Consider the following 24,460-nt stretch of genomic DNA (forward strand, 5'->3'; position numbering starts at 1 on the left):
GCGTATACTTAATACGTGAGCACCGCAGAACTTGTAGAACGACAACGCCAATTTTTGAAATTCACCGAGTATATACGAGTAATTTTTAAGGAAAAGTATTTTTATGAGCGTAGTAAATTTTTGCGGACAATTAAGTAATACTCAACAATTTGATCAGATAAGGATTAATATAGCAAGTCCCGATCAGGTACGTTCGTGGTCTTTCGGTGAAGTAACAAAACCTGAAACAATTAACTATCGAACTTTTAAACCTGAGAAAGATGGGTTATTTTGTGCAAGAATTTTTGGTCCGGTCAAAGATTATGAATGTCTCTGCGGTAAATATAAGCGGATGAAAAACCGTGGAATTACGTGTGAGAAATGCGGCGTTGAAGTTACGGTTTCTAGAGTAAGACGTGAAAGAATGGGGCATATTGAACTTGCAGCTCCCGTTGCTCATATTTGGTTTTTAAAATCGCTACCTTCAAGAATTAGTACACTTCTTGATATGACAATGCGAGATATAGAAAAGATTCTTTATTTTGAAAATTATGTAGTAGTTGACCCAGGGCTATCGATTTTACAAAAAGGCGAACTCTTAACAGAGGAAGAATTACAGAAAGCAAAAGATAAGTACGGTGAAGATGCATTTACTGCCTCTATAGGTGCAGAAGTAATACAACAAATGCTTAAAGATCTTGATTTTTCAAAGTTAAAGCAAGAATTATACGAGGAATTACAAACCACTTCTTCAGAAGTCAAAAAGAAAAAATTAGTAAAGCGTTTAAAATTAGTAGAGGATTTTTTAGAGTCGGAAAACAAGCCGGAATGGATGATTATGGATGTTTTACCGGTTATTCCTCCTGAAATTAGACCGCTTGTTATGCTTGACGGCGGAAGATTTGCTACTTCAGACTTAAATGAACTTTATAGAAGAGTAATTAATAGAAATAATCGTTTAAAGAAATTAATAGAGTCAAAAGCTCCTGATATAATAGTCAGAAACGAAAAAAGAATGTTACAAGAAGCGGTGGATGCGTTATTTGATAACGGTCGTCGCGGTAGAGCAGCGAAAAATGCTAATAAGCGTCCATTTAAGTCATTAAGTGATATGCTTAAAGGTAAGCAGGGGCGTTTCCGTCAGAACTTGCTAGGTAAGAGGGTTGATTACTCAGGACGTTCAGTTATCGTGGTAGGACCTGAGCTTAAACTTCACCAGTGCGGTTTACCTAAAAAAATGGCTCTGGAGTTATTTAAGCCGTTTATTTATTCTAAGCTTGAGTTGTACGGCATCGCTACAACTATTAAAGCCGCTAAAAGAATGGTGGAAGCTGAAAAATCCGAAGTGTGGGATGTGCTTGAAGAGGTAATTAGAGAGCATCCGGTTTTACTTAATAGGGCTCCGACGTTACATAGGCTTGGTATTCAAGCATTTGAACCGCTATTAATTGAAGGTAAAGCGATCCAGCTTCATCCGCTTGTGTGTACTGCGTTCAATGCGGATTTTGATGGTGATCAGATGGCAGTACATATCCCGTTATCGATTGAAGCACAGCTTGAAGCTAGGGTATTTATGATGTCTACAAATAATATCTTAAGCCCCGCAAACGGTCGTCCTATCATTGTACCGGATAAAGATATAGTGCTTGGTTTATATTATCTAACCCTTGCATTTGATAATGAAGTAGGCGCAGGGATGATGTTCTCAGATTTAGCTGAGATGGAACATGCTTTATATAATAAATTTATAACTATTCATACAAAGATAAAATATCGCAGAAATCAGTTAAATGCCGAAGGTAAAATGGTCCCTGTTATCATTGATACTACTTACGGTAGGTTAATGGTTGGTGAGTTATTGCCTTCTAACCCTAATATAGAATTCAAGTTTATTAATAAACAACTAACTAAAAAAGACATATCATTAGTTATAGATTTAGTTTATCGTCACTGCGGTCAAAAAGCTACGGTAATTTTTGCCGATCAGCTAATGAAACTAGGTTTTAAATATGCTTGTTCTTCAGGTATTTCTTTTGGAATGGACGATATGGTAGTACCGGAATCTAAGAGTACTCATATCAACGAAACTCAGCTTGAAATAAAAGAATTTGAACAACAATATTCAAACGGTTTAATTACTTACGGAGAGAAATATAATAAAGTAGTCGATGCTTGGTCCAGATGTACCGATAGAGTGGCAAACGACATGATGAAAGAGATTGCTATGCCGCCGGTTAATGATGATCCAAATCATCAGAGAATAAATGCTATATATATGATGGCTATTTCCGGAGCAAGAGGTTCTTTCCAGCAAATTAAGCAGCTAGGCGGTATGCGAGGTTTAATGACCAAATCAAACGGTCAAATTATACAAACTCCTATTATCTCTAACTTTAAGGAAGGATTAACTGAATTTGAGTGTTTTAATTCTGCTAACGGAATGCGTAAAGGGCAAATAGATACGGCTTTAAAAACGGCAAGCTCAGGTTACTTAACAAGAAAATTAGTAGATGTTGCACAAGATTGTATTATTACTGAAAAAGATTGTGGAACTGATAAAGGAATTGAAGTTAAGAGTGTTATTGAAGGCGGAGAAGTTATAGTACCTTTAGCTGAAAAGATTTTAGGTCGTACTGCTGCTATTGATATATTTCATCCGGTAACTAATGATCTAATTCTCAATAAAGGCGAGCTTATTAATGAAGCAAAGTTAGAGCAGATTGAGTCGGCGGGACTCGACAGAATTATGATAAAATCCGTATTAACCTGTGAAAGTACTACCGGTATATGTAGCATATGTTACGGTAGGGATCTTGCTACCGGTACATTAGTATCGGAGGGTGAAGCAATCGGGGTTATTGCTGCTCAATCTATCGGTGAACCGGGTACGCAGCTTACAATGAGAACTTTCCATATCGGAGGAGCGGCAACAAAAGGTGCTGAGGTTTCTTCCGTAGACGCTTCCTATGACGCAAAAGTGAAAATTATAAGCCGTAACGTTGTTATTAATTCCGAAGAACGCAAAATTGTTATGAGCCGAAATTGTGAATTATTATTGCTTGATAATAACGGTAATGAAAAGGCTCGTCATAAAATTCCATACGGTGCTAGATTACTTGTTGATGACGGTGATATGGTGATTAAAACTCAAAAACTAGCAGAGTGGGATCCTTATACTATACCGATTATCACGGAGAAGTCAGGTAAAGTTTTATTCAAAGATATGGTTGAGGGTATTGCTATTCGTGACGTAACTGACGAAGCTACTGGAATACCGAGTAAAGTTATTATTGAATCAAAGCAATATTCACGCGGTGCAGAATTACGTCCGCGTATACAGCTTTTAGATGCTAAAGGTGAAGTTATCACCTTATCAAACGGTTTAGAAGCTAGATATTACTTGCCGGTTGGAGCAGTTTTAAGCGTAGAAGATGGAGTACAAATATCGGTAGGTGATATCATTGCACGTATACCGAAAGAATCAACCACTACTAAAGATATTACCGGTGGTTTACCAAGAGTTGCCGAGCTTGTAGAAGCAAGACGCCCTAAAGATCATGCAGTTATTGCCGAAATTGACGGTAGAGTAGAATTCGGTAAAGACTATAAATCTAAAAGACGTATTATTATACATCCGATTGATGAAACAATGTCTATTGAGTATATGGTACCAAAAGGCAAGCATGTTGTAGTTAACGAAGGTGACTTTGTTAAAAAAGGTGATTTATTGATTGACGGTAATCCGGTACTTCAAGATATTTTAAAAGTAATGGGTGTAGAGGTTCTTGCAAATTATATTGTTAAGGAGGTTCAAGCCGTTTATCGTCTACAAGGTGTAAAGATTGATGATAAGCACATAGAAGTTATTATCCGTCAGATGTTACAAAAAGTAGAGGTTACGGATTCAGGTGGAACTACGTTATTAGTAGGTGAAAAAATAGATAGATATGAATTTGATGAGATAAATGAAAAAGCTATGAAAAACGGTTTAAAACCTGCTGAAGCACAATTAATATTACAAGGTATTACTAAAGCTTCTCTGCAAACTAGATCGTTTATCTCTGCGGCATCATTCCAAGAGACTACTAGAGTTTTAACTGAAGCAGCTATTGCCGGTAAAGTTGATAAGTTGCGAGGACTAAAAGAAAACGTGATAGTTGGACGATTAGTACCTGCCGGAACCGGTTACTTTATGGATAAAATGCGTAAAGCAGCCATAAAGCTTGATGAAGAGAATGTATAAATATACTGAGATAGAACTTGAAAAATTGGCTGTGTCGTCTTTGTAAGTCCTAGGATGCTGAACGTTTAATATACGCTCCGCTCCTCGCCTTACAGACTCTTTGCTCTTTTCCAAGTTGATCTTCGTATGTACCGGATAGTTTATAAAAAACCCGTCATTGCGAGCCAGCATTTATGCTGGCGTGGCAATCTCATGAAATAATAACAAACTCCTGAGCTAGCTTCGTCAATTACTTTGTAATTTTCTCGCAATGACGGGGTGGTATCCACACAACAATGCCTTCCTAGCTAGAAGCGGGAATCCAGAAAAATAACCTTACTACGCATTATTGACAAAAAAAGCCTATAAAAACCAAGTTTTTTATAGGCTTTTTCTTATTTCCCGCTTGCAGAAATGACGCTTTAATAACAAGCAATCGGTGCTGTTAAATGCTCGTAGGCTTGACCTAAATAAGATACTGGTTGTTCAAAGATATGCGTATTATTGTTATCATAATTATAATTACCGTATAATTGTAATCTTGCTAAAGAATCTTCATATGGAAAGTTTTTAAGTGTTTCTTGATTTTTAGATATCTGAATTTCTGCTAAACAATGTTCAACATAAGTTTTCAGTACTTCTTGACGAATTGCATCATGTAAAGCTTTTAACATGAGTAAGTTTACTAATAGGTTAATATCATTATGTGCATTAGTAGTAATCGTAGCTTCTTCGTGTTTTTGATCAATAGACATCTTTCCAAACTTCGCTTCTAGAGGTAATTTAGACGTCGATCCGGTACTCGCATCCTCACGTATGTCTATATATGCTGCGGTGCTGCGTTCCGTATCTCTTTGAAATTCCTCTCTATAAGCTGGTTTAGAAAAGTGTCTAACAGGCAATTCAGAAATTAAAGACTCTTCATTGCTTACTTCTACCTTCTCTATTTCAAGATTTTCTGATTCAGCATTGACTTTTTCTTCAAAATTTATCTCTGGGAAAAGTGCTGTCACATCCGTTATTTCAAGTTTTTCTCCTTTTTTACCTACTTCATAAGCTTTAGCAATAATTTGTTTATAAATAACGTCAATTAATGCTCGTTTTGTTTGTATTTCATCAGAATAGTTAATTCCTCCTTCATTCCAAAACTTGACTATTTTAGACAAAGCAGGAATATATTTACCGGCCTTTGCTAAAAATTTTTGTATAAATGTAGGTTCAATAAGAGGGGTTAATGTGGGATTTGCTTCATATTTTCTAAATACATACTCGACAATTTTAGGTATATTTTGATCTGATTCTACTTCGTCAGGTAAGCCGTGTAATATTTTTTTTGCTGTTGCTTGACCCATCTTCTCATGCAAAATATTAACCCCGATCCATGTCCATGCAGGATTAGCCGTAAAACAAAGCTTTGTTACATAAAATGCTAGCGATATAGGTAGAGATAATAACTTTAAATAGTTAAGGCAAGTATATCGTATTGGATGAGGCGTGAGACTATAAACCTTAGCCATATCTTGGTTTAACTCACATGATGTTTTAATCATTTTATACTTCTGCTTAATTAAATGAGAAGTGATGTCATGTACTGGCATATTATTACTTAAATTTAACTAATTTATCAGTTAAGATATAAAAAACGTTAACATTTGTCAAATGCTATTTAATGAGATTTTGTTTCAATTATAATACTTGCAAAGTTTTATCAAGATAAATAGAATGATCCAAAATCAAAAATAATATAAGGAGTAAGTATGCTTAACATAAACTTTGTGAATGAAGAATCATCTACTAATCAAGGTCTAGTAGTTTTTATTGATGAACAGTTAAAGCTTGATAGTAATTTAATAGGACTTGATCAACAACATCATGGATTAATTTCTAAAACTATTCAGAATAAACTGCAATTTACCGGTAAATATGGAGAGATCAAGGTTATTCCGTCCGTCATTAAATCAGGCGAGGTTAGATATTTGATAATAGCAGGTCTTGGGAATGAAGAAAAATTAACTGAAGCAAAAATTGAAGAGTTAGGCGGCAAAATCTTACAGCATGCAACCGTTTGTAAAATTTCTACTATCGGCCTAAAACTTACAAATAGAATTAGCAGGTTTACATCTCAAACATTTGCCTCTTTAGTTGCTAGCGGTGCGTTTCTTGCTTCTTACAGATTTGATAAATATAGAACTACCTTAAAAGAAGCAGAGAAGTTCGCAGTAGAGTCAATTGAAATTTTTACCGATAATAGCACTGAAACGGCAAAATTATTTGAAATCAAAAAATTAATTGCTGAAGCAGTATTTTTTACAAGAGATATAAGTAATGAACCGTCAAATATTAAAACCCCCCAAGTTTATGCCGAAAGAATAGTTGATATACTTGAACCGCTAGGGGTAGATGTTGATGTTATCGGTGAACGTGAGATGAAAAACCTTGGTATGGGAGCATTACTTGGTGTAGGGCAAGGTTCACAAAATGAGTCAAAGTTAGTGGTGATGGAATATAAAGGCGGCAGTAAAGACGCTCCGACTATTGCTTTGGTCGGTAAAGGAGTGATTTTTGATACAGGCGGTATTTCATTAAAACCGTCAAGTAATATGCACTTAATGAGATACGATATGGGAGGTTCTGCAGCAGTTGTGGGTACCATCATTGCGGTTGCCGGTCAAAAATTACCTATAAATATAGTCGGTGTTGTAGGGCTTGTCGAAAATATGCCGTCCGGTAATGCACAGCGTCCAGGGGATGTAGTAACTACCATGTCAGGGCAAACTGCCGAAGTTTTAAATACCGATGCAGAAGGGCGTTTAGTGCTTGCTGATGCTGTTTGGTATGCACAAGAAAAATTTAAGCCTAAATGCGTGATTGACGTTGCAACTCTAACAGGAGCAATAACCGTAGCACTTGGTAATACATATGCTGGTTGTTTTTCCAATAATGATGAGTTAGCTGATAAGTTAATAAAAGTAGGGGAAGAAGTTAATGAAAAACTTTGGAGAATGCCGCTGCATGATGAGTATGATGCAATGATTAACTCCGACATAGCCGATATGGCAAATATCGGGAACGTACCGGGAGCTGCCGGAAGCTGCATAGCTGCACATTTCATTAAACGTTTCATTAAAGATGGAGTAGATTGGGCTCATTTAGATATAGCAGGCGTTGCAAATAGTAATAAAGCTTCAGCACTCGGTCCTAAGGGGGCAGTAGGATACGGCGTGAGATTACTAGAGAAATTTATCAAAGAATATACTTAAATGCTATTCTTGCGTTGCATTGCCCGCATGGATACCGAGTCGTTATTGCGAGCAGCCTTAGGCTGCGTGGAATCTCGTCAAATACCTGAGATTGCTTCGTCAATTACTTGCGTAATTTTCTCGCAATGACGGAAAAAACTATCCATATGGGCAATACTGAGCTAAGAATGTGAACTTCGTCTATTTACTATTCGTTTATTCTGAATATAATTATGAACACAATAAATAAACCTTATATATTTGTTATAGGTAATGAGAAAGGCGGAGCAGGTAAAACTACCTGTTCTATGCATCTAATAATCGCTCTGCTTTATCAAAATTATTCGGTAGTAAGTATAGATACCGATTCACGTCAAAGTTCGTTAACGAATTATTTAAAAAATCGAGATTTATATAATAAACAAAATCCTGATAAACCTGTATTAGTACCGAAACATTTTCATATATCGGAAAGCGAAGTAGAAGAGCAAGCAAAAAGTTTTGAGCAGATACTCAAAAATAATCAGGATGTCGATTATATAGTGATTGATACCCCAGGCAGTCATACTCCTTTATCAAGGGTTGCTCATTCTTACGCCGATACAATTATTACACCGATTAATGATAGCTTTCTAGATTTAGACGTAATAGCAAAAGTCGATAGCAAAGATGAAATTATTAGCCCATCAATATATAGTCAAATGATTTGGGAGCAGAAAATGGAACGTGCTAGTCGTGATAGAATTAGTATAGATTGGGTAATACTTCGTAATCGTTTAAGTAATCTTGATGCATTAAATAAAAGACGCGTAGGAAATGTATTAGCTAAACTTGCTAAAAGAATTAATTTTAAACTCGCAGAAGGATTTAGTGAACGTGTAATATATAGGGAGTTATTTTTACAAGGTCTAACATTACTTGATCTAAAAACTGCAAAATATGATAGAGCATTTAATAGCTCACACGTGCTTGCACGTCAAGAATTACGAAATTTTTTAGACTTTCTAGATATTAATTAAGGCTGCGTTCAAAGGTTAATTTCTATTAATGTTTTTCTTGTACAAAGTTAAAATATATATATAATGTGCAAAATTAATATGTTTTAACTTTATAAGAGAAACAAATGCCAAATATTGCTGAAAATATTTCAAAACTACCGGAAGAACAAGAAAAAGTTAATAAGCTTGTTGATCAATATAAAAATTTAACTCCGGAAGAACAAAAAATTGTTGATAGAAAACTTAAGTCACATTTTACAAAAGAAGAGCTAGAACAAGATGAGCTTAAATCAAGAATGAATAGGATACGTAGTAATTTGTCTAAGCAAGACCAAGAAAAACTACAAGCAGGTAATAATTCTATAGGTGAAATAGCAAAAGATGTATTATCGTTAGTTAAAGGAATAATAAATCTAGTCGAAAATGTTGCAGAGATAATTAAAAATCCTAAGAAAGCAATATATGAATGGATTAAAGGTGAGTTAAATCAAGTAAAACCTCAACAACAAAATTATCAGCAACGCCCATCAAAGCCAAAAGCTGCTGCAATATCAAGATAAAACTTTGGCAAGATAAATTTTTAGTTTTTGTTTGCGAAAATTTGCGATTTTATGTATATAATATAGGGGAAATCGTATAATAAAAATAAAAATGCATAAATACAGAACTCATAATTGTAACGAATTACAAATATCCGATGTAGAAAAAGAAGTTAAGCTATCCGGTTGGGTACATAGAAGAAGAGATCACGGGAATCTAGTTTTTATAGATTTACGTGATCATTACGGTATAACTCAAATCGTGTTTACCGATCAAAACCCTCAGCTTATGGAGGATGCAAGTCGTTTGCGTTATGAGTCGGTAATTACGGTAAGGGGTACAGTTGTAGCAAGATCAGAGGACACGATTAATAATACGCTTCCGACAGGTCATGTTGAAGTGCTAGCTGTGGAATTTAGTGTTGAGTCAGCTGCGGACACTCTACCTTTTGTTATTAATACCGAAAAAGACGTTCCCGAAGAGTCTAGGCTTAAACATCGCTTTTTAGATCTTAGACGTGAGAAATTACATAATAATATAATACTCCGCTCACAAATTATTTCTCATATTCGTCATTTGATGACGGCAAGCGGTTTTACCGAATTTCAAACTCCGATTTTAACAGCAAGCTCACCTGAGGGGGCTAGGGATTTTTTAGTACCGAGTAGAATGCATCCGGGTAAGTTCTATGCATTACCGCAAGCACCTCAGCAATTCAAACAGTTATTGATGGTATCAGGCTTTGATCGTTATTTTCAAATTGCTCCTTGTTTTCGGGATGAAGATGCAAGAGCCGATAGATCACCCGGCGAGTTTTATCAGCTAGATGTAGAAATGTCGTTTGTTACACAGGAAGATGTATTTAGTACTCTTGAGCCTGTGATGTATGATTTATTCACTAAATTCACGGATAAGAAAGTATCAGAGACTCCTTTCGTTTGTATTCCATATAATGAATCTATGCTAAAATACGGCTCTGATAAGCCTGATTTGCGTAACCCTATTATAATTGCCGATGTAACTGAGATATTTAGAGATTCCGATTTTACAATCTTTAGAGAGAATATTAAAAAAGGTAGCATAGTTCGTGCAATTCCTGCACCTAAGGCAGCTGCACTGCCTCGTAGTTTCTTCGATAAAATGATAGAGTTTGCGATATCAGAAGGAGCAGGTGGACTTGGCTATATTCAGTTTAGTGAAACCGGTGAAGCAAAAGGACCGGTAGTAAAATTCTTAAGCCCGCAGCAATTAGAGAGTCTAAAAGCTACAGCTAGTATTAGTAACGGTGATGCTGTATTTTTCGCTAGCGATAAGAAAGAGAAAGCTGCTAAACTTGCCGGTAAGGTTAGAATAAGACTTGGTGAAGAGCTTGATTTACTTGAAAAAGATTGTTTTAAATTCTGCTGGATTACCGATTTTCCATTCTATGAGTTAAATGAAGAAACAGGAAAAATTGATTTTAGCCATAATCCGTTTTCTATGCCGCAGGGCGGAATAGATGCTTTAGAGCAAGCTAAAACCACTGAAGAGTTATTAGAACTTACCGCATACCAATATGATATTGTTTGTAACGGTATTGAACTTTCCAGCGGTGCTATTAGAAACCATAAGCCGGAAATTATGTATAAAGCATTTTCCATAGCAGGTTATAGTGAAGAGGAAGTTGATAAGAGATTTGGAGGGATGATTAGAGCATTTAAGTTTGGAGCTCCACCACATGGTGGAATAGCCCCCGGTATTGACCGAATCGTTATGCTGCTTGCGGAAGCAACAAATATAAGGGAAATAATTGCGTTTCCTTTAAACCAGCAAGCTGAAGATTTACTAATGAACGCCCCAAGCTATGTAGAGGATAAAGCTCTAAAAGAGCTAAGCATTATGCTCTCACCGTCTGCTAGAAAAAATGCAGGAAAAGAATAAGAATGTATATAGTTGTTGTATGTTAATTATGTCATACCGCAACTTGGCCTATAGTATGTCATTTCTAGCTAAAAGCGGAAAGCCAGTAACTATTAATCTCATCCTGTGCCTTGATCGCAGGATTTAGTCTTTTTTAAATTTTTTTTCTAGATACCGTGGTCAAGCCACGGTATGACAGCGAAAAGTACTGGCTTTCCGCCTTTAGCTAGAAATGACATTAGGACTATGCAACGACGCAATGACGTTTAAGGCATACACTCAACAGTGCTTACCTTTGTTGATGTCTTTCCTTCCTAGCTTGTAATTTAGAGAATGCGATTCCTTTTACCGTTTCTACTCTTTTTGTTTGGAGTCCTTCTTGCTTCTTCTGTTGTAGTACATTACCAATTTTTATACTTTCCGCTATAAGTTTTTCTGTATTATGAATTTTATTTAAATTCTCAGGAGAAATTTGTTTCATAAAATAATTTGCGATACTAGGTAAACCTCTCTTTTCACAAAAATTTCCTACCTTGTAATATATAGTATCTTTAGCAGTTAACTTGAAAGATTTAGCATTTAATAAGTTGGTCGTGTTTTCGATATTATCCTGATATTTTAAATTTTTCTTTATACCCTCAATATCTTGGTCGGTAAGATAATTTTCTTTTTTTAGCGCTTTCATTATATTGTCGTAGAATTTTGCTACTGCTTTATCGGTTACATTTTTAGTTGTTGCCTGCTTTGTAAAATCAACAATTAGTGATGCCAATTTTTTGCCTGTAGATTTGTCTTGTATACGCATTGATTTTGCAGGATCAGAAATTTGTACTTCTACTTTACCTGTCTTAACCTCAACTTCTGTTTCTTTCCATTTTCCGTCCAAATCTTTGCTCCATTGCTGTTCCTTGATTATTTCTTTTTTCAAGCCTATAGGAATTTTAATTTGGTAATTATTTTCATACGCCCACTCTTTAGCATCTTTACCTTCAATTGTAATGTTATTATCTATTGCATAGAGTACTGGGTCTTTTACAGGTGAATTAGCAAAAGCCTCTAACCAACCACCATTGTGAAATTCAGGTAAAACATTACTGAATTTTGTTATTATCTCAGCGCCTTTGGCCACTTCTTGCATATTAACAAGATTTTCTTTTATACTGTCTTTATAGTGTTTTCGCAAATCATCAAAATTTTTAATATTAGTGGATAACGCAATATTTTTTGGATCAAACCCAGCTTTTTTTAATTCATCAATTTTTTGATCAACTATTGCTTCCATCTGTTTCTCATCAAATTGACTTATCATTTGATTTAACGATTCGCTATATTTATCGATACTGAATGAGAAATTACCTGCTTTAATAGCAGCACTGTAGCCAACACCAGGATGTGCAAACATTGCAGCTGTTGATTGAATCATACTGCCAAAATTCTTATGAAATGCTAAAAAAGAGCGACCATGATCAATTTTGGTTATTGTTTTACCATCCTGCACCATTAAATTACCAGCATGATAATCTACTTCCCCCAGCATATGACAAGCAGCTATGGCTTTTTCAAATCCTTCCAATTTTTTTAAATTTTGATCATTAGCTCTGACTCTAGTTTGACCTGATAAACCAGAAAATTCTGTTAGTGTGACAGCATTATCAAAAAATTTAGAACGTACATAAAGTGAATCAGGGTATTTTTCATCCGCTGTTACCAGCCCTTCTTTTGGTGCGCGATCATGTAATAAAAATTGATACATGGTAGAGCCTATTAATTCTTGTACTCCGTCTCTTCGGTCAGCAATAGCCTGTTTTTGTGCCTTATTATCTTGTATTTTTTGGCATGCAGCATGAGTTTTATAAAAATGTTTTAAAATAAAAGTATTACCGGCGTTATCTTTAGCAACATAACCGGCCGAGACTCCTGCTGCCTTTTTTCCTTTCCCCTCAAACTCAGCTTGCTGTGCCACCCTCTTATCACGTAGCATAGCATCAATTGCTTTTTTAGGGTCATTAGGATTTCTTATTCCTTCAAGTTTGCTGTAATCTGCGTTATATCGGCTATCATCTAATCCAACCTGTCGTTCAATTGCCTCTGCCATAACTAAATGCTGTAAAAGAGGTGCATCGATTATTTCCCTTAATTCCTTGTTTTTATCTCCTGGAAACGAGTTTTTTATTATTGTTGTAACTTTAGCTAAATCCTTAGTGTTTAAATCGGCTAGGGCCATATAGCTAATATATAGGCTTTCAGTAGTAGGAGATTGGTCATTAGAAAGGTCAATAACAGATTCGGCAATGTTTTCGCAGGTTCTAGATATTTTGGCATTCAATTCTGTATCGTTAGTTTTCAGGGCTTTAAAAAGTTGCTCTTGTAATAATAACTCCTGTTGAGTTTTCTCTTTAGACATAAAAATAACCTGATTTAATATTAACTAATAGTGAAAAAGTGTTGTTGCGTGGGTCAAAATCCTCATCATTGTGAGGAAACCACGCAACAATTGACGAAGCAATCCAGTAAACATTCTGATTTACAGAATTTTTTTATTATTTTTTCTGGATTGCCGAGTTCGCTGCGACCGCTTGCAATGACGATTCGGTATCCACGCAACAATGCCACGTGGGAATGACATTGAATAAGTTTTCCAAGCCGTGCAACAATGCCCCCGCTTTTGCGGGGATATGACATCGAGGTCTTTTTAAAAACTATTCAGTACTATAGATTTGAGTGTGATATAACAATGAACAAACCGAAACAATGAAATAAAATCATGACTTTGCAAGAATGATACCAATTAATCTCTTCTATTGCCTAAAAATCTCATTAAATATAGGAAAAGATTTATAAAATCTAAATATAAAGTAAAGGCTGCCATAATAGAAAGCTTTTGTCCTACTTCATCGTTTCCTGCCGTGTAATACATAGACTTAATCTTTTGAGTATCCCAAGCAATTAATCCCATAAATATTACTATTCCAATAAGAGAAGTAGCAAAAGAAAGAGCCGAGCTTTTTAAAAACAAGTTGACTAATGAAGCAATGATAAGACCTATAAGACCCATTGCAAAAAATGAACCCATAGATGTTAAATCTCTACTTGTACTATAACCGTATAAACTCATTGCTCCAAAAACGGAAGAGCAAATAAAGAAAGTACGAGCTATTGATGCACCGGTATAAATAAGAGCTAAATATGCAAGCGACATACCGGTTAAACCGGCATAAACCCAAAATAATATTTGTGTCGTTTGCAGGTTCATTCGTCCGAAGCCCATAAAGAAATATAAAGCAATACCGAGCGGAGCAAACATTATAATAGTACCGAAACCTGTTTGAAACATTAAATTATAAATAGGTTCAACTGATATAGTCGTTACGGCTGCTACACCGGTTAGTAAAAGTGCTAAAGCCATATAATTATATACTTTAAGCATGTATTTTCTTAAGCCTTCATCAAAAGTTTTATTTTTTGAGGCAGTAGTTAAAGTTTTTGTATAATCGATCATAAGTAACCTTAGGATTATGTTGTTTACATAATAAAATATAGCCTCTTAAAGGTATTTTTTCAAGCTATATTAATTATATTTTATAAATATCTTGCATTGAATATAAAGCAGAAGGTTTATCTTGTAGCCAAATAGCGGCTTTAATTGCACCAATAGAAAAAGAATTTTTATTCAGAGCTTCGTGTTTTAAGGTGATTATTTCATCGTCACCTAGGAAAGATATTTCATGTATACCGTGAACATTTCCACCACGAAGCGAGGAAATACCTATTTCTTTTTCGCTTCTTAGTCTATTACCACGATTAAATGTTATATTTAATCCTTTTTTGCTTGCAATTGTTTTAGCAAGCATAACAGCAGTTCCTGAGGGTGAATCTTTTTTATTACGGTGATGCGTTTCTAGAATTTCAACATCGTAATCATCTAGTATTTTTGTTACTTCTTTAGCTAGATAGCTAAGCAAATTAGCTCCTATACTCATATTTGCAGAATATAAAACAGGTAAAGTTTGAGCTGCTTTTTCTAAAAGCTTAAAATGTTGAGGTTGGAGACCTGTGGTTCCGATTACTAATTTTGTATTATGTTTTAATGCATAATTAATTAATTTTTCTAATATTTCAGGGGTAGAAAAATCGATGATCACATCAGAATTTTTACAAAAATTATCTAAATCATCTAAATTATTAGTACTATTAAATTTTGCTGAAATTTTGCAATCTTTAAATTTATCTATTCTCTCTAGAATGGTTTCTCCCATTTTACCGGTAGAACCACTAAGACCGATATTTAACATATTGGCAATGTATACTCCTAATAAATGAACAGTAAGTAGACGAAGTTTAATTTGGACAAGAGCAAGGAGTCTAAAGTCCTTGGATCGCAGTGTATACTTAATATAGTTCGAACCGCAGATCTTATTAGACGACGCCAATTTTTCAAATTAAACTAGGTTCTGTGAATATTTCTAATTGATTGGCTATTTTGAGGTATTTTTTAGCGAAAATTAATAAGATTTTTGCTGGAATAGTTTATATTTCAAAAAATCTTATAATTTGCAGCAAAAAATAACCAAAATTAAATCTTTGTATAAGATTTATGAAAATATAATAGAGGCTTTAAATCATTTTTAATAGCGGTATTTATTACTTCACCGATAAATATAACATGATCACCGGCATCGTAAGAAGCATACTTATTACACTCTATATGATAAGTTGCACCGTTTATTAAAGGGCAATCAGTTTTATTGCCAAGCTCATAATCAATTTTTGTAAATTTATTAGATTGTGATTTAGCAAAATGTTTTGAGATATCAATTTGATTCTCTGCTAAAATACTAATTGCAAACTTATCACTTTTTTGAAAACTGTTTATACTAAAAGAGTTTTTATTAAGGCAAAATAATATTAACGGCGGTTTTAAAGATACGGAAGTAAGAGAACTAGCAGTAAAGCCAAAAAGTTCGTTGTTGCAATTTGTTGTTATAATAGTTACTCCCTGAGGGAATCGGCTCATAGCATCTTTAAATTGACTTTCTGTTACTGTCCCAGCCATTTTTTCATAATTTTGTTAATGGTTCCGTCTTTTTTTAATGAATCGATTGCCTCATTAATTTCATTAATTAGTCCTGAGTTTTTAGACATGCCTATAGCAAAATCGGATGAAAATTCTTCTAAAGTACTGCTTTCTAAATTTGAATTATTTTCTTTTAATTTTTTGCCTTGAAATTCCTCAGAAATAATAGCATCTATGACTCTGGCTTTTAATTCTTCAACCAACATTAAATGATTTGCTAAAGAATGAACTTTAATATTTATCGTCTGTGATAGATCGTGTGCTTTTTTTTCTAAAACACTACCGAGCTGTACCCCTACTATTTTATTTTCTAGATCTTTGCTATTTTGTATATTATCGCCTGTTCTATATATTATGGCAAATCTTGCAGTAGCATAATTATCGGAAAAGCTGATATATTCGGCACGCTCCGGTGTTACGGAAAGCTCCGCCACCGCAACATCAATATTTTCACTAACCAAAGCTGCAAGTAAACCGTTAAAGTCGAAGTTTTTTATGATAACTTTTTTATTTAGACGTTCGCTTATTGCTTTGATAATATCAATATCAATCCCAACAATCTCTCCGTCTTGGATAAATTCATAAGGAGGATTATCTGCGGCAGTACCGACTATTAAAGTTTTTTCTGTTTCTTTTTTTTCACAAGAAACTAGTAAGCAAGATAGTAAAAATATTTTCAGAAATTTCATAAAAATAATGTTTTAAGTTTGAGTATGTTCTGTGTCATCCTACGAGGCATTGCCCTTGTTGTACGGATATCAAATCATCATTGCGAGGAAAATTATGTAGTAATTGACAAAGCAATCTCAGGATATTTGGCGAGATTGCCACACAGCCTAAGGCTGTTCGCAATGACAGGAGAATCTATCCACGCGGGATACCTTCAAAGGAATAGCATCAAGAACTCAATTTCTCCTTTAAAAGCTGATTCACAAGCGTCGGATTAGCCTTACCACCGGTTTTTTTCATTACCTGCCCTACAAAGAAACCGAATAATTTATCCTTACCATTGCTATAACCCTCTACTGATTCAGGATTTTCAGCTATTACCTCGTCAATTACCGTGTTTAGCACGTTATTATCCGAAACTTGTACAAGTCCTTTTTCTTCTACTATTTTATCAGGTGCTTTACCGGTTTCAAACATAATTTCAAAAACGGTTTTTGCAATTTTACCGGAAATAGTATCATTTTCTATTAATTTTACCAGTTTTGCAAAGTTACTAGGGGTAATTTTGCATTCATTTATTCCTATCGATGTTTTATTTAATTGGCCGAACAATTCACTAGTTAGCCAATTAGCAAGCATTTTAGGGTTACATTCATTTGCTGCTTTCTCAAAATACTCAGCAACCGATTCATCGGCTACTATTACTTCGGCATCATATTTACTTAAGCTAAATTCCTTCGTATATTTTTCAATCTTTTGATCAGGTAGCTCAGGTAAATTTGCTTTTAGCTCATTTATTAACTCATCAGAAATAACAAGCGGTAATAAATCGGGATCAGGAAAATATCTATAATCAAGTGCTTCTTCTTTTAAACGCATAGTTCTTGTTTCGCCGCTATCGGCATTAAATAGGCGTGTTTCTTGAATTATTTCTTCACCGCTTTCAAGCAAGTCTACTTGTCTTTTAGCTTCAAATTCTATTGCTTTAATGATGTTACGAATTGAATTAATATTTTTAATTTCGCATCTTGTGCCGAGTGGTTCGCCGCTACGTCTTACTGAAATATTAGCATCGCAACGCATCGAGCCTTTTTCCATATCACCGTCACAGCTGCCAATATAACGTAACAAATTTCTTAGCTTTTTTACAAATTCAGCTGCTTCTTCCGGTGATGATATATCAGGTTCGGTCACAATTTCCATAAGCCCAATACCGGCACGATTCAAATCGATAAAGCTGTAATGTGGTGATTGATCATGCATAGATTTACCTGCATCTTGCTCTAAATGCAAACGGTTAATACGAATAGTTTTAAGATTGCCGGTACTAGTCGGTATTTCCATAGTGCCGTTTTGTACTATAGGATAGTAAAATTGCGAAATTTGGTAACCTTGCGGCAGATCGGCATAAAAATAATTTTTACGATCAAATACCGAATATTTATTTATTTTAGCTTTAAGCCCAAGCCCTGTTTTAATTGCTTGGTGTACACAATGCTTATTTAATACCGGTAACATCCCGGGCATTGCTGCATCAATATAGGAAACCTGCGAATTTGGACTTGCTGCAAAAATAGTACTACTGCCTGAAAAAAGCTTAGATTTTGAGGAAATTTGAGCATGGATTTCAAGCCCTATTACATATTCCCATTTCCCCGTATTACCTTCAATATATGTCATAATTAAAAACCCTTTGGCTCAAATTTAATATGTTTTACACCTGACTCAATTGTCGATGCTACTTTCAAAACATTATATTCGTCTAATTGTTTACCTATAATCTGCATCCCAAGAGGTAAACCGCGTGCCGATAATCCGGCCGGAACCGATGCACAAGGTAAACCGGCTAAACTTGCAGGAATAGTAAATAAATCGTTTAAATACATAATAGTCGGATCATTTTGTTTTTCACCAATCTTAAAAGCTGCGGTCGGGGCAGCCGGTAATAAAATGGCATCAACTTTTGCAAAAGCATTATTAAAATCGTTTGCAACTAAACGACGTACTTTTTGAGCTTTTAGATAATATTCATCCATACCACTAGATGATAGCACATATGTTCCAATCATAATACGACGTTTTACTTCCTCCCCAAATCCGGCTGATCTAGTCATTTCATACATTTCGTCAAGCGTCATATTTTCACGTTCTACTCGAAGACCGTATCTAACGCCATCATATCTAGATAAATTTGAAGAAGCTTCAGCTGGTGCTATTACGTAATAAACAGCAACACCGTATTTAGCATGCGGCAAAGTAATATCAACTATTTCAGCACCGGCGTTTTTAAGTAGTTCTATGGTGTCCTGCCACATTTTCATAATATCAGGTTCAATAATACTGCCCTCACCAAGGCTAAGAGGTACGCCTATCTTCATATTTTTCATAGAACTTCCGATAGCGGATTGTAGCTCTGGAACTTCTGCTTTAATCGAAGTAGAATCTTTTTCGTCAAACCCCATCATCACTTCAAGCATAATGCTACTGTCTAAAACGCTTCTAGTAAATATTCCTGCTTGATCAAGGGAGCTAGCAAACGATATCATTCCGTACCTTGAGCAACGACCATATGTCGGTTTAAAACCGACTAAACCCGTAAAGCTTGCAGGTTGACGTACCGAGCCGCCCGTATCGCTACCAAGAGCAGCAGATGCCATAAATCCGCTAACTGCCGCAGCTGAACCGCCTGAAGAACCGCCTGGAACTAAATCAGCATTATCATCATTTGCTTTCCAAGGGCTAATTACATTTCCAAAACAACTAGTGATATTTGCTGAACCCATAGCAAACTCATCCATATTGGTTTTGCCGAGCATCACACCGCCCTTATCAAAAATATTTTGTGTAACACTTGATTCATAATTAGGTATAAAATTTTTCAGTATATTAGAACATGCCGTAGTTCTAATTCCTTTCGTGCAGAAAAGATCTTTAGCGGTAAACGGGATACCCTCAAGGGTTCTTGCGTTATTTTGAGCATAATTTTGATCGGCTGCTTCAGCCTGTTTTAAAGCTAAGTCAAAAGTTTCGGTAACATAAGCATTTAGGTTTCTATGCTTCTCTATTTGTTTAATATGTGCACCTATTAATTCCGTACTTGTAAAATCTTTATTTTTTAGACCTTTTATACTGTCTGCTACTGTTAATTTGTTTAGTTCCGTCATAATTATTCAACAACCTTTGGAGTGATAAAATATTTTACTTCTTTAGCCAGCTGAGCACTATTTCCACTTACATTATCAAATAACTCACTTGATAAATCAGAACTTGTAACGGCGTCCTCTCGCATTCTAGCATTCATATTAGAAACCGAAGTTAAAGGCTCTATATCTTTGCAATCTATTTCATTTAAAATATTGATCATATCCATAATAGTACTAAGCTGAGTAGAAAATTTTTCTACAGTATCTTCTTCAAATTTTAATCTAGCTAATTTTGCTATTTTCTGTGCTTCTTCTTTTGTTATCATAGTTTTATTATTTTGAGTGATATAGTCTGATGTTATTCCCGTGAAGGCTTGCCTGTTTGCCTGTGTGTAACGGCATTTCTGTCATCCTGCGACTTGTGAGCTAGATCCTGGATACAGCCTGTGATACAAGGTTCTATAGCCGATTTTATTGCATGACTCCTTTATTTTATTAAGGCAAAAAAGCTAATTAGTTATTCTTTCTAAAATTATCTTATTATCAAAACCACCATTAACTTTCTTTTTTTGTTTTTTAATTTTTAATATATCTTTTAGTTTATAGCCATTAATATTACAGATTGTTTCAAGTACTTCTAATATATCGGCAACTTCTCCATATACTCATCTTGTAAAAATTCCTCTACTTCTTCCAGTAATTTATTTTTTAATAATTCTTTATACTCATATGATTCAGCAATATGAGTAACTGGTATCCTGCCTGATTTTAAGATAATTTCTGGAATTAAATCTCTAACTAATTTTGTCATTTTATTTGGTCAGTATAGATTCAATTTATGTCATTCTCGCTTGGCATTGTTGTATGGATCGATTTTTCTGGATTGTTACGTCGCTTCGCTCCTCGCAAGGCATTGTTGCGTGGATCAATTCCACCGCTGTCATCCCGCGACTTGATTGAAGGATCCAGTTAAAAATACTAAAATTATTAGTATTTTTTATTGTTTTTATGGACCCTGTGGTCAAGCCACGGGGTGACACAGTGAATTTTACCGGTCCACGCAACAATGCCTCCTCGCAATGACGATTTAGTATCCACGCAACAAATCTAAAGCAGAAATGACATAGAAAATCAAACAGTCATTATTTCTTGTTCTTTTTGTTTTATTACCGAGTCAACTTTACTACTATAATCATCGGTTAGCTTTTGTACTTGTTCAGATAAGCTATGATGCTCATCTTTTGCGATAACGTTATCCTTTTCTAGCTTTTTAAGTTCTTCATTGCCGTCTCTTCTAATATTACGTAATGAAATTTTAGTATCTTCACCGTATTTATGAGCAAGCTTTACCAGTTCTTTACGTCTTTCTTCAGTTAAAGTCGGTATTGGCAGTCTGATTAATTGACCGTCCGTTGCAGGAGTTAAGCCGAGATTTGCTATCGTAATTCCTTTCTCTACCGATGATACCATAGATTTATCCCAAACCTGCACGTTAATTGTTCGTGCATCAGGGGTGGATAGAGAAGCAACTTGTGAAAGCGGCATTTTACTCCCGTAAGCTTCCACGGTTACGCTATCAAGTAAATTAATTGAAGCTCTACCGGTACGTAGCCCTTTAAGCTCATGATCTAAAACTTTTAGAGCTTTTTCCATTTTTCCTTGTAAGTTTTTCTTTAAATTCTCTTTATCCATCTTTATTTATCCATATATTATTATTAGTACACGCATTGAGACATTGTTATGTGTATTAGGAAATGCTCCCGATGTCATTCCCGCGTAGATTGGTTTTCCTGTCATTGCAAGGAAAAACTATAAGTTTTGACGAAGCAATCTAGTAAAAATTTCTGATTTACAGCATTTTTTATTATTTTTGTTAGATTGGCCACGCAGCAGCCTAAGGCTGCTCGCAATGACGACTTGGTCTCTACGCAGCAACACCTATGCGGGAATGACATAAAAATCATACAACAATTCACACTACAACATATTATTCCTCAATTGTCGTATATTCCCCTTTATCTTGTATTACTCTAGCAAAACTTCCCTGTTCTTTTATCGAAAATACCCTTATAGGTAATTTATTTTCTCTTGCAACTGCAATAGCTGCCGTATCCATGACTTGCAGGCTATTAGTTATAACATCTTTATAGCTAATAGTGAAATATTTTTTAGCATCCGGATTTTTTTTAGGGTCGGAATCATATACACCGTCAACCTGAGTTGCTTTTAATAAAATATCGCAATTCATTTCGATTGCACGAAGTACTGCGGCGCTATCGGTTGTACAAAACGGGTTACCCGTACCGCCGGCAAAAATTACTACACGCTTTTTTTCCATATGTCTTTTAGCTTTGCGGCGAATATAAGGCTCGCACACGCTCATCATAGGAATAGCCGATAGAACTCTTGTATAGATATTGAGGCTTTCCATAACGTTTTGTAAAGTTAAAGCATTAATCATCGTTGCAAGCATACCTATATAATCCGCTGAAGCTCGGTCCATACCGACAAGTGATGCATTAATCCCGCGGTAAATATTTCCACCGCCGACTACAATAGCGACTTCTACTCCTAAATCGATAACTTCTTTAATATCGCCGGCAATCTTTTTTATTATGTCATATTCATGCCCAAATTGCTTATCTCCCATTAAAGCTTCCCCGGACACTTTAAGTAAAACTTTTTTATACTTTAGAGCGTTTATATCTGATATCATTTTCTACTTCAAGTTGTTTTTAATATCTGCTTAATTTTTTTAATCATTATACCTCTTTGTAGGTCGGTAATCGATGATTTATTGAGTGCATGCACTAATAACATATTATTATTTATATCAAGTGTTACTGTACCTGGAGTTAGAGTAATCGAATTACCATACATTATTGCGCCTATTTCTTCTAGCCCTTCTGCGTCCACCCATTCAAAAACCGGCTCTATTCCTATCTTTCTTTGCCAAATTATTTTAATAACCGCGAAAGCCGATTTCCATATTTCTAATAATAACCAAGGAAAATATAATATAAATTTAATTTTAGTGAGCATTAACATTTTCAGTTAATTTGATATTTGAAGTAAAAGGTATTAGTAGCATTATAAATACAAATAACAGCCCTATCATATTAAATATATTATTTATTGCAATTACAAAAGCATCATGATTTAATTTGTTTGCTAATAACAAATATGATGCTTTTTCGGGATTCAAAACTTTCCCGCTTAATAATTCAGTATAAGAATCTAGTTGTTCTAATGCCATTATAGAAGTAGACGAGATATTTTCCGATAAATATTGCATAAAGGTTTTAGTATCATTAGTAAGTATAGTACTGATTATTGCAAGCCCTACCGCTCCTCTTAAATTACGAGTAAGATTATAAAGTCCGCTAGCGTTGCCTACTCTTTCTTTCGGCATATTGCCAAGAGCTATATTATTAGTCGGTATAAAACAAAACATTAATGAAAGCCCTCTAACAAATTGAGGAAGTACAAATGCAGCAAATTTAGAATCAGGCGTTAGAAAACTATTCAAATGACATCCAAGAGCAAACCCTCCAAGCCCTATAATTAAGCATCAGGCGTAAATCTACCCCTAGCCCTAACATCCTACCGGCGAGTGGTGCAGATAAAAATTGTGCTCCGCCCGTCACCATCATAGTAGCCCCGATTTGTAATGTATCATATCCAGCAATAGTAAAGAGAAATAGCGGTAATATATATACTGCCCCGTATAATCCGATACCCATAACGAACGAATAAAGGCAACCAAAAGTAAAGTCTTTATAAAGAAATGTTTTTAAGTCTAAAATTGGATTAATAAAGGTTAGTTCTCTAATGATTAATAAAATAAAACCTAAAATTACTGCAATACTTAAGAATAATATTAAATTATCCTCAAGCCAACCTTTTTTGTTTCCTTCTTCTAACACATACTGTAATAAGCCGAGCGTTAAAGCCATTAATAATATACCGAGAAAATCAAAATTTTTCAGTAATTTATAATTTGGTTTATCAAAATCCCCATATAAAAAAACTACCGTGCATACGAAAATACCCGGGTATGACGTTTAATAAAAACATAAAATGCCATGATAAAATCTCCGTAATATATCCACCGAGTGTAGGTCCTAAAGTAGGGGCAACAGTTACGACAAGTCCAATTAAGATAGTAACAATAGGACGTTGCGATGCAGGAAAAAGTATAAAAACGCTACTAAAGACCGTCGGTATCATAGCACCGCCAAAAAAGCCTTGTAATGCTCTAAAGATAATCATGGATTCAATATTAGTTGCAAGCGAACATAATACGCTCATAACCGTAAAACCCTAAAGCTGCAATAAAATAAGCAATTCTAGTAGCAAGTAACCTTGCTAAAAAGCCGGTAATAGGAATAATGATAACTTCAGCTATTAAGTACGATGTTTGAACCCAAGAAAGTTCATCGTTTGAAGCGCGGCAAGACCGGCAGCTATTACGGATAATGAGCTAGCGACAATTTGAATATCAAGTACCGACATAAACATGCAGACAACCATACCAAAAAAAGCAAATAATTGCTTTTTAGAAAGAGCAAGCGGTTGTAAATTATCATTTGACATAATTAAATTATACAGTTTAAATTAAATGAAGTTAATAAGTGACGTATATGTTTAAAATAAAAAATTATTGTACAACTTTTAATTTTTAATTAAACTATTTA

18 protein-coding genes and 1 pseudogene are annotated in these 24,460 nt (G+C 34.9%); 5 read left to right on the plus strand and 14 right to left on the minus strand.

The window, feature by feature from the left end:
* The first annotated feature begins 103 nt into the window (after positions 1 to 103).
* The gene (gene rpoC, locus MCC_RS01465) at positions 104 to 4,222 is read left to right on the plus strand and encodes a DNA-directed RNA polymerase subunit beta' (RefSeq protein WP_014408228.1); all 4,119 of its coding nucleotides are present in this window, start codon (positions 104 to 106) and stop codon (positions 4,220 to 4,222) included.
* A gap of 401 nt (positions 4,223 to 4,623) precedes the next feature.
* On the opposite strand, the gene MCC_RS01470 is transcribed toward rpoC, so the two are convergent.
* The gene (locus tag MCC_RS01470) at positions 4,624 to 5,799 is read right to left on the minus strand and encodes a palindromic element RPE1 domain-containing protein (protein WP_014408229.1); all 1,176 of its coding nucleotides are present in this window, start codon (positions 5,797 to 5,799) and stop codon (positions 4,624 to 4,626) included.
* Between the two features lie 159 nt (positions 5,800 to 5,958).
* On the opposite strand from MCC_RS01470, the gene MCC_RS01475 reads away from it, so the two are divergent.
* The 4 genes from MCC_RS01475 (at position 5,959) to aspS (ending at position 10,898) form a co-directional block, all read left to right on the plus strand.
* Positions 5,959 to 7,461, plus strand: a complete 1,503-nt coding sequence (locus tag MCC_RS01475) for a leucyl aminopeptidase (protein WP_014408230.1) — start codon at positions 5,959 to 5,961, stop codon at positions 7,459 to 7,461.
* Between the two features lie 212 nt (positions 7,462 to 7,673).
* On the plus strand, positions 7,674 to 8,459 hold the full coding sequence (locus MCC_RS01480) for a division plane positioning ATPase MipZ (protein ID WP_014408231.1): 786 nt from the start codon (positions 7,674 to 7,676) through the stop codon (positions 8,457 to 8,459).
* Positions 8,460 to 8,563: 104 nt separating this feature from the next.
* Positions 8,564 to 8,998 (plus strand): DUF3106 domain-containing protein, encoded by a 435-nt coding sequence (locus MCC_RS01485; RefSeq protein WP_014362761.1) that lies wholly within the window; start codon positions 8,564 to 8,566, stop codon positions 8,996 to 8,998.
* Positions 8,999 to 9,089: 91 nt separating this feature from the next.
* Complete coding sequence (aspS, locus tag MCC_RS01490; protein WP_014408232.1) at positions 9,090 to 10,898, plus strand: aspartate--tRNA ligase; 1,809 nt, start codon at positions 9,090 to 9,092, stop codon at positions 10,896 to 10,898.
* 268 nt (positions 10,899 to 11,166) lie between these two features.
* On the opposite strand, the gene risK1 is transcribed toward aspS, so the two are convergent.
* The 13 genes and pseudogenes from risK1 to MCC_RS01550 form a co-directional block, all read right to left on the minus strand.
* Positions 11,167 to 13,281 (minus strand): T4SS effector phosphatidylinositol 3-Kinase RisK1, encoded by a 2,115-nt coding sequence (gene risK1, locus MCC_RS01495; protein ID WP_014408233.1) that lies wholly within the window; start codon positions 13,279 to 13,281, stop codon positions 11,167 to 11,169.
* A gap of 384 nt (positions 13,282 to 13,665) precedes the next feature.
* Positions 13,666 to 14,376, minus strand: coding sequence for a Bax inhibitor-1/YccA family protein (locus MCC_RS01500; protein WP_014408234.1), 711 nt, complete (start codon positions 14,374 to 14,376; stop codon positions 13,666 to 13,668).
* 73 nt (positions 14,377 to 14,449) lie between these two features.
* Entirely contained in the window at positions 14,450 to 15,169 is a 720-nt protein-coding gene (gene dapB / locus MCC_RS01505) for a 4-hydroxy-tetrahydrodipicolinate reductase (protein ID WP_014408235.1), read from the minus strand.
* 281 nt (positions 15,170 to 15,450) lie between these two features.
* A complete protein-coding gene (locus tag MCC_RS01510) occupies positions 15,451 to 15,930 on the minus strand; it encodes a flavin reductase family protein (protein WP_010976860.1) in 480 nt (159 codons plus the stop codon).
* Positions 15,915 to 16,640, minus strand: coding sequence for an ABC transporter substrate-binding protein (locus MCC_RS01515; RefSeq protein WP_010976861.1), 726 nt, complete (start codon positions 16,638 to 16,640; stop codon positions 15,915 to 15,917). Before MCC_RS01515 ends, MCC_RS01510 begins: the two co-directional genes overlap by 16 nt.
* A gap of 208 nt (positions 16,641 to 16,848) precedes the next feature.
* The gene (gatB, locus tag MCC_RS01520) at positions 16,849 to 18,300 is read right to left on the minus strand and encodes an Asp-tRNA(Asn)/Glu-tRNA(Gln) amidotransferase subunit GatB (protein ID WP_014408236.1); all 1,452 of its coding nucleotides are present in this window, start codon (positions 18,298 to 18,300) and stop codon (positions 16,849 to 16,851) included.
* Between the two features lie 2 nt (positions 18,301 to 18,302).
* Positions 18,303 to 19,784: an Asp-tRNA(Asn)/Glu-tRNA(Gln) amidotransferase subunit GatA gene (gene gatA / locus MCC_RS01525; RefSeq protein ID WP_014408237.1), complete on the minus strand. Its 1,482-nt coding sequence runs from the start codon at positions 19,782 to 19,784 to the stop codon at positions 18,303 to 18,305.
* Positions 19,785 to 19,786: 2 nt separating this feature from the next.
* Entirely contained in the window at positions 19,787 to 20,089 is a 303-nt protein-coding gene (gene gatC, locus MCC_RS01530; protein WP_014408238.1) for an Asp-tRNA(Asn)/Glu-tRNA(Gln) amidotransferase subunit GatC, read from the minus strand.
* 311 nt (positions 20,090 to 20,400) lie between these two features.
* Positions 20,401 to 20,574, minus strand: coding sequence for a nucleoside triphosphate pyrophosphohydrolase family protein (locus MCC_RS09330; RefSeq protein ID WP_014365275.1), 174 nt, complete (start codon positions 20,572 to 20,574; stop codon positions 20,401 to 20,403).
* Between the two features lie 320 nt (positions 20,575 to 20,894).
* Positions 20,895 to 21,455 (minus strand): ribosome recycling factor, encoded by a 561-nt coding sequence (frr, locus tag MCC_RS01535; protein ID WP_014408239.1) that lies wholly within the window; start codon positions 21,453 to 21,455, stop codon positions 20,895 to 20,897.
* 295 nt (positions 21,456 to 21,750) lie between these two features.
* The gene (gene pyrH / locus MCC_RS01540) at positions 21,751 to 22,479 is read right to left on the minus strand and encodes a UMP kinase (RefSeq protein ID WP_014408240.1); all 729 of its coding nucleotides are present in this window, start codon (positions 22,477 to 22,479) and stop codon (positions 21,751 to 21,753) included.
* A gap of 8 nt (positions 22,480 to 22,487) precedes the next feature.
* Positions 22,488 to 22,811, minus strand: coding sequence for a monovalent cation/H+ antiporter subunit E (locus MCC_RS01545; protein WP_014408241.1), 324 nt, complete (start codon positions 22,809 to 22,811; stop codon positions 22,488 to 22,490).
* Positions 22,795 to 24,359: pseudogene (locus tag MCC_RS01550) on the minus strand (DHA2 family efflux MFS transporter permease subunit). The gene MCC_RS01545 and the pseudogene MCC_RS01550 overlap by 17 nt, the downstream one beginning before the upstream one ends.
* Positions 24,360 to 24,460 lie beyond the last annotated feature (101 nt).

Source organism: Rickettsia rhipicephali str. 3-7-female6-CWPP (genome assembly GCF_000284075.1).
Lineage (GTDB): Bacteria > Pseudomonadota > Alphaproteobacteria > Rickettsiales > Rickettsiaceae > Rickettsia > Rickettsia rickettsii.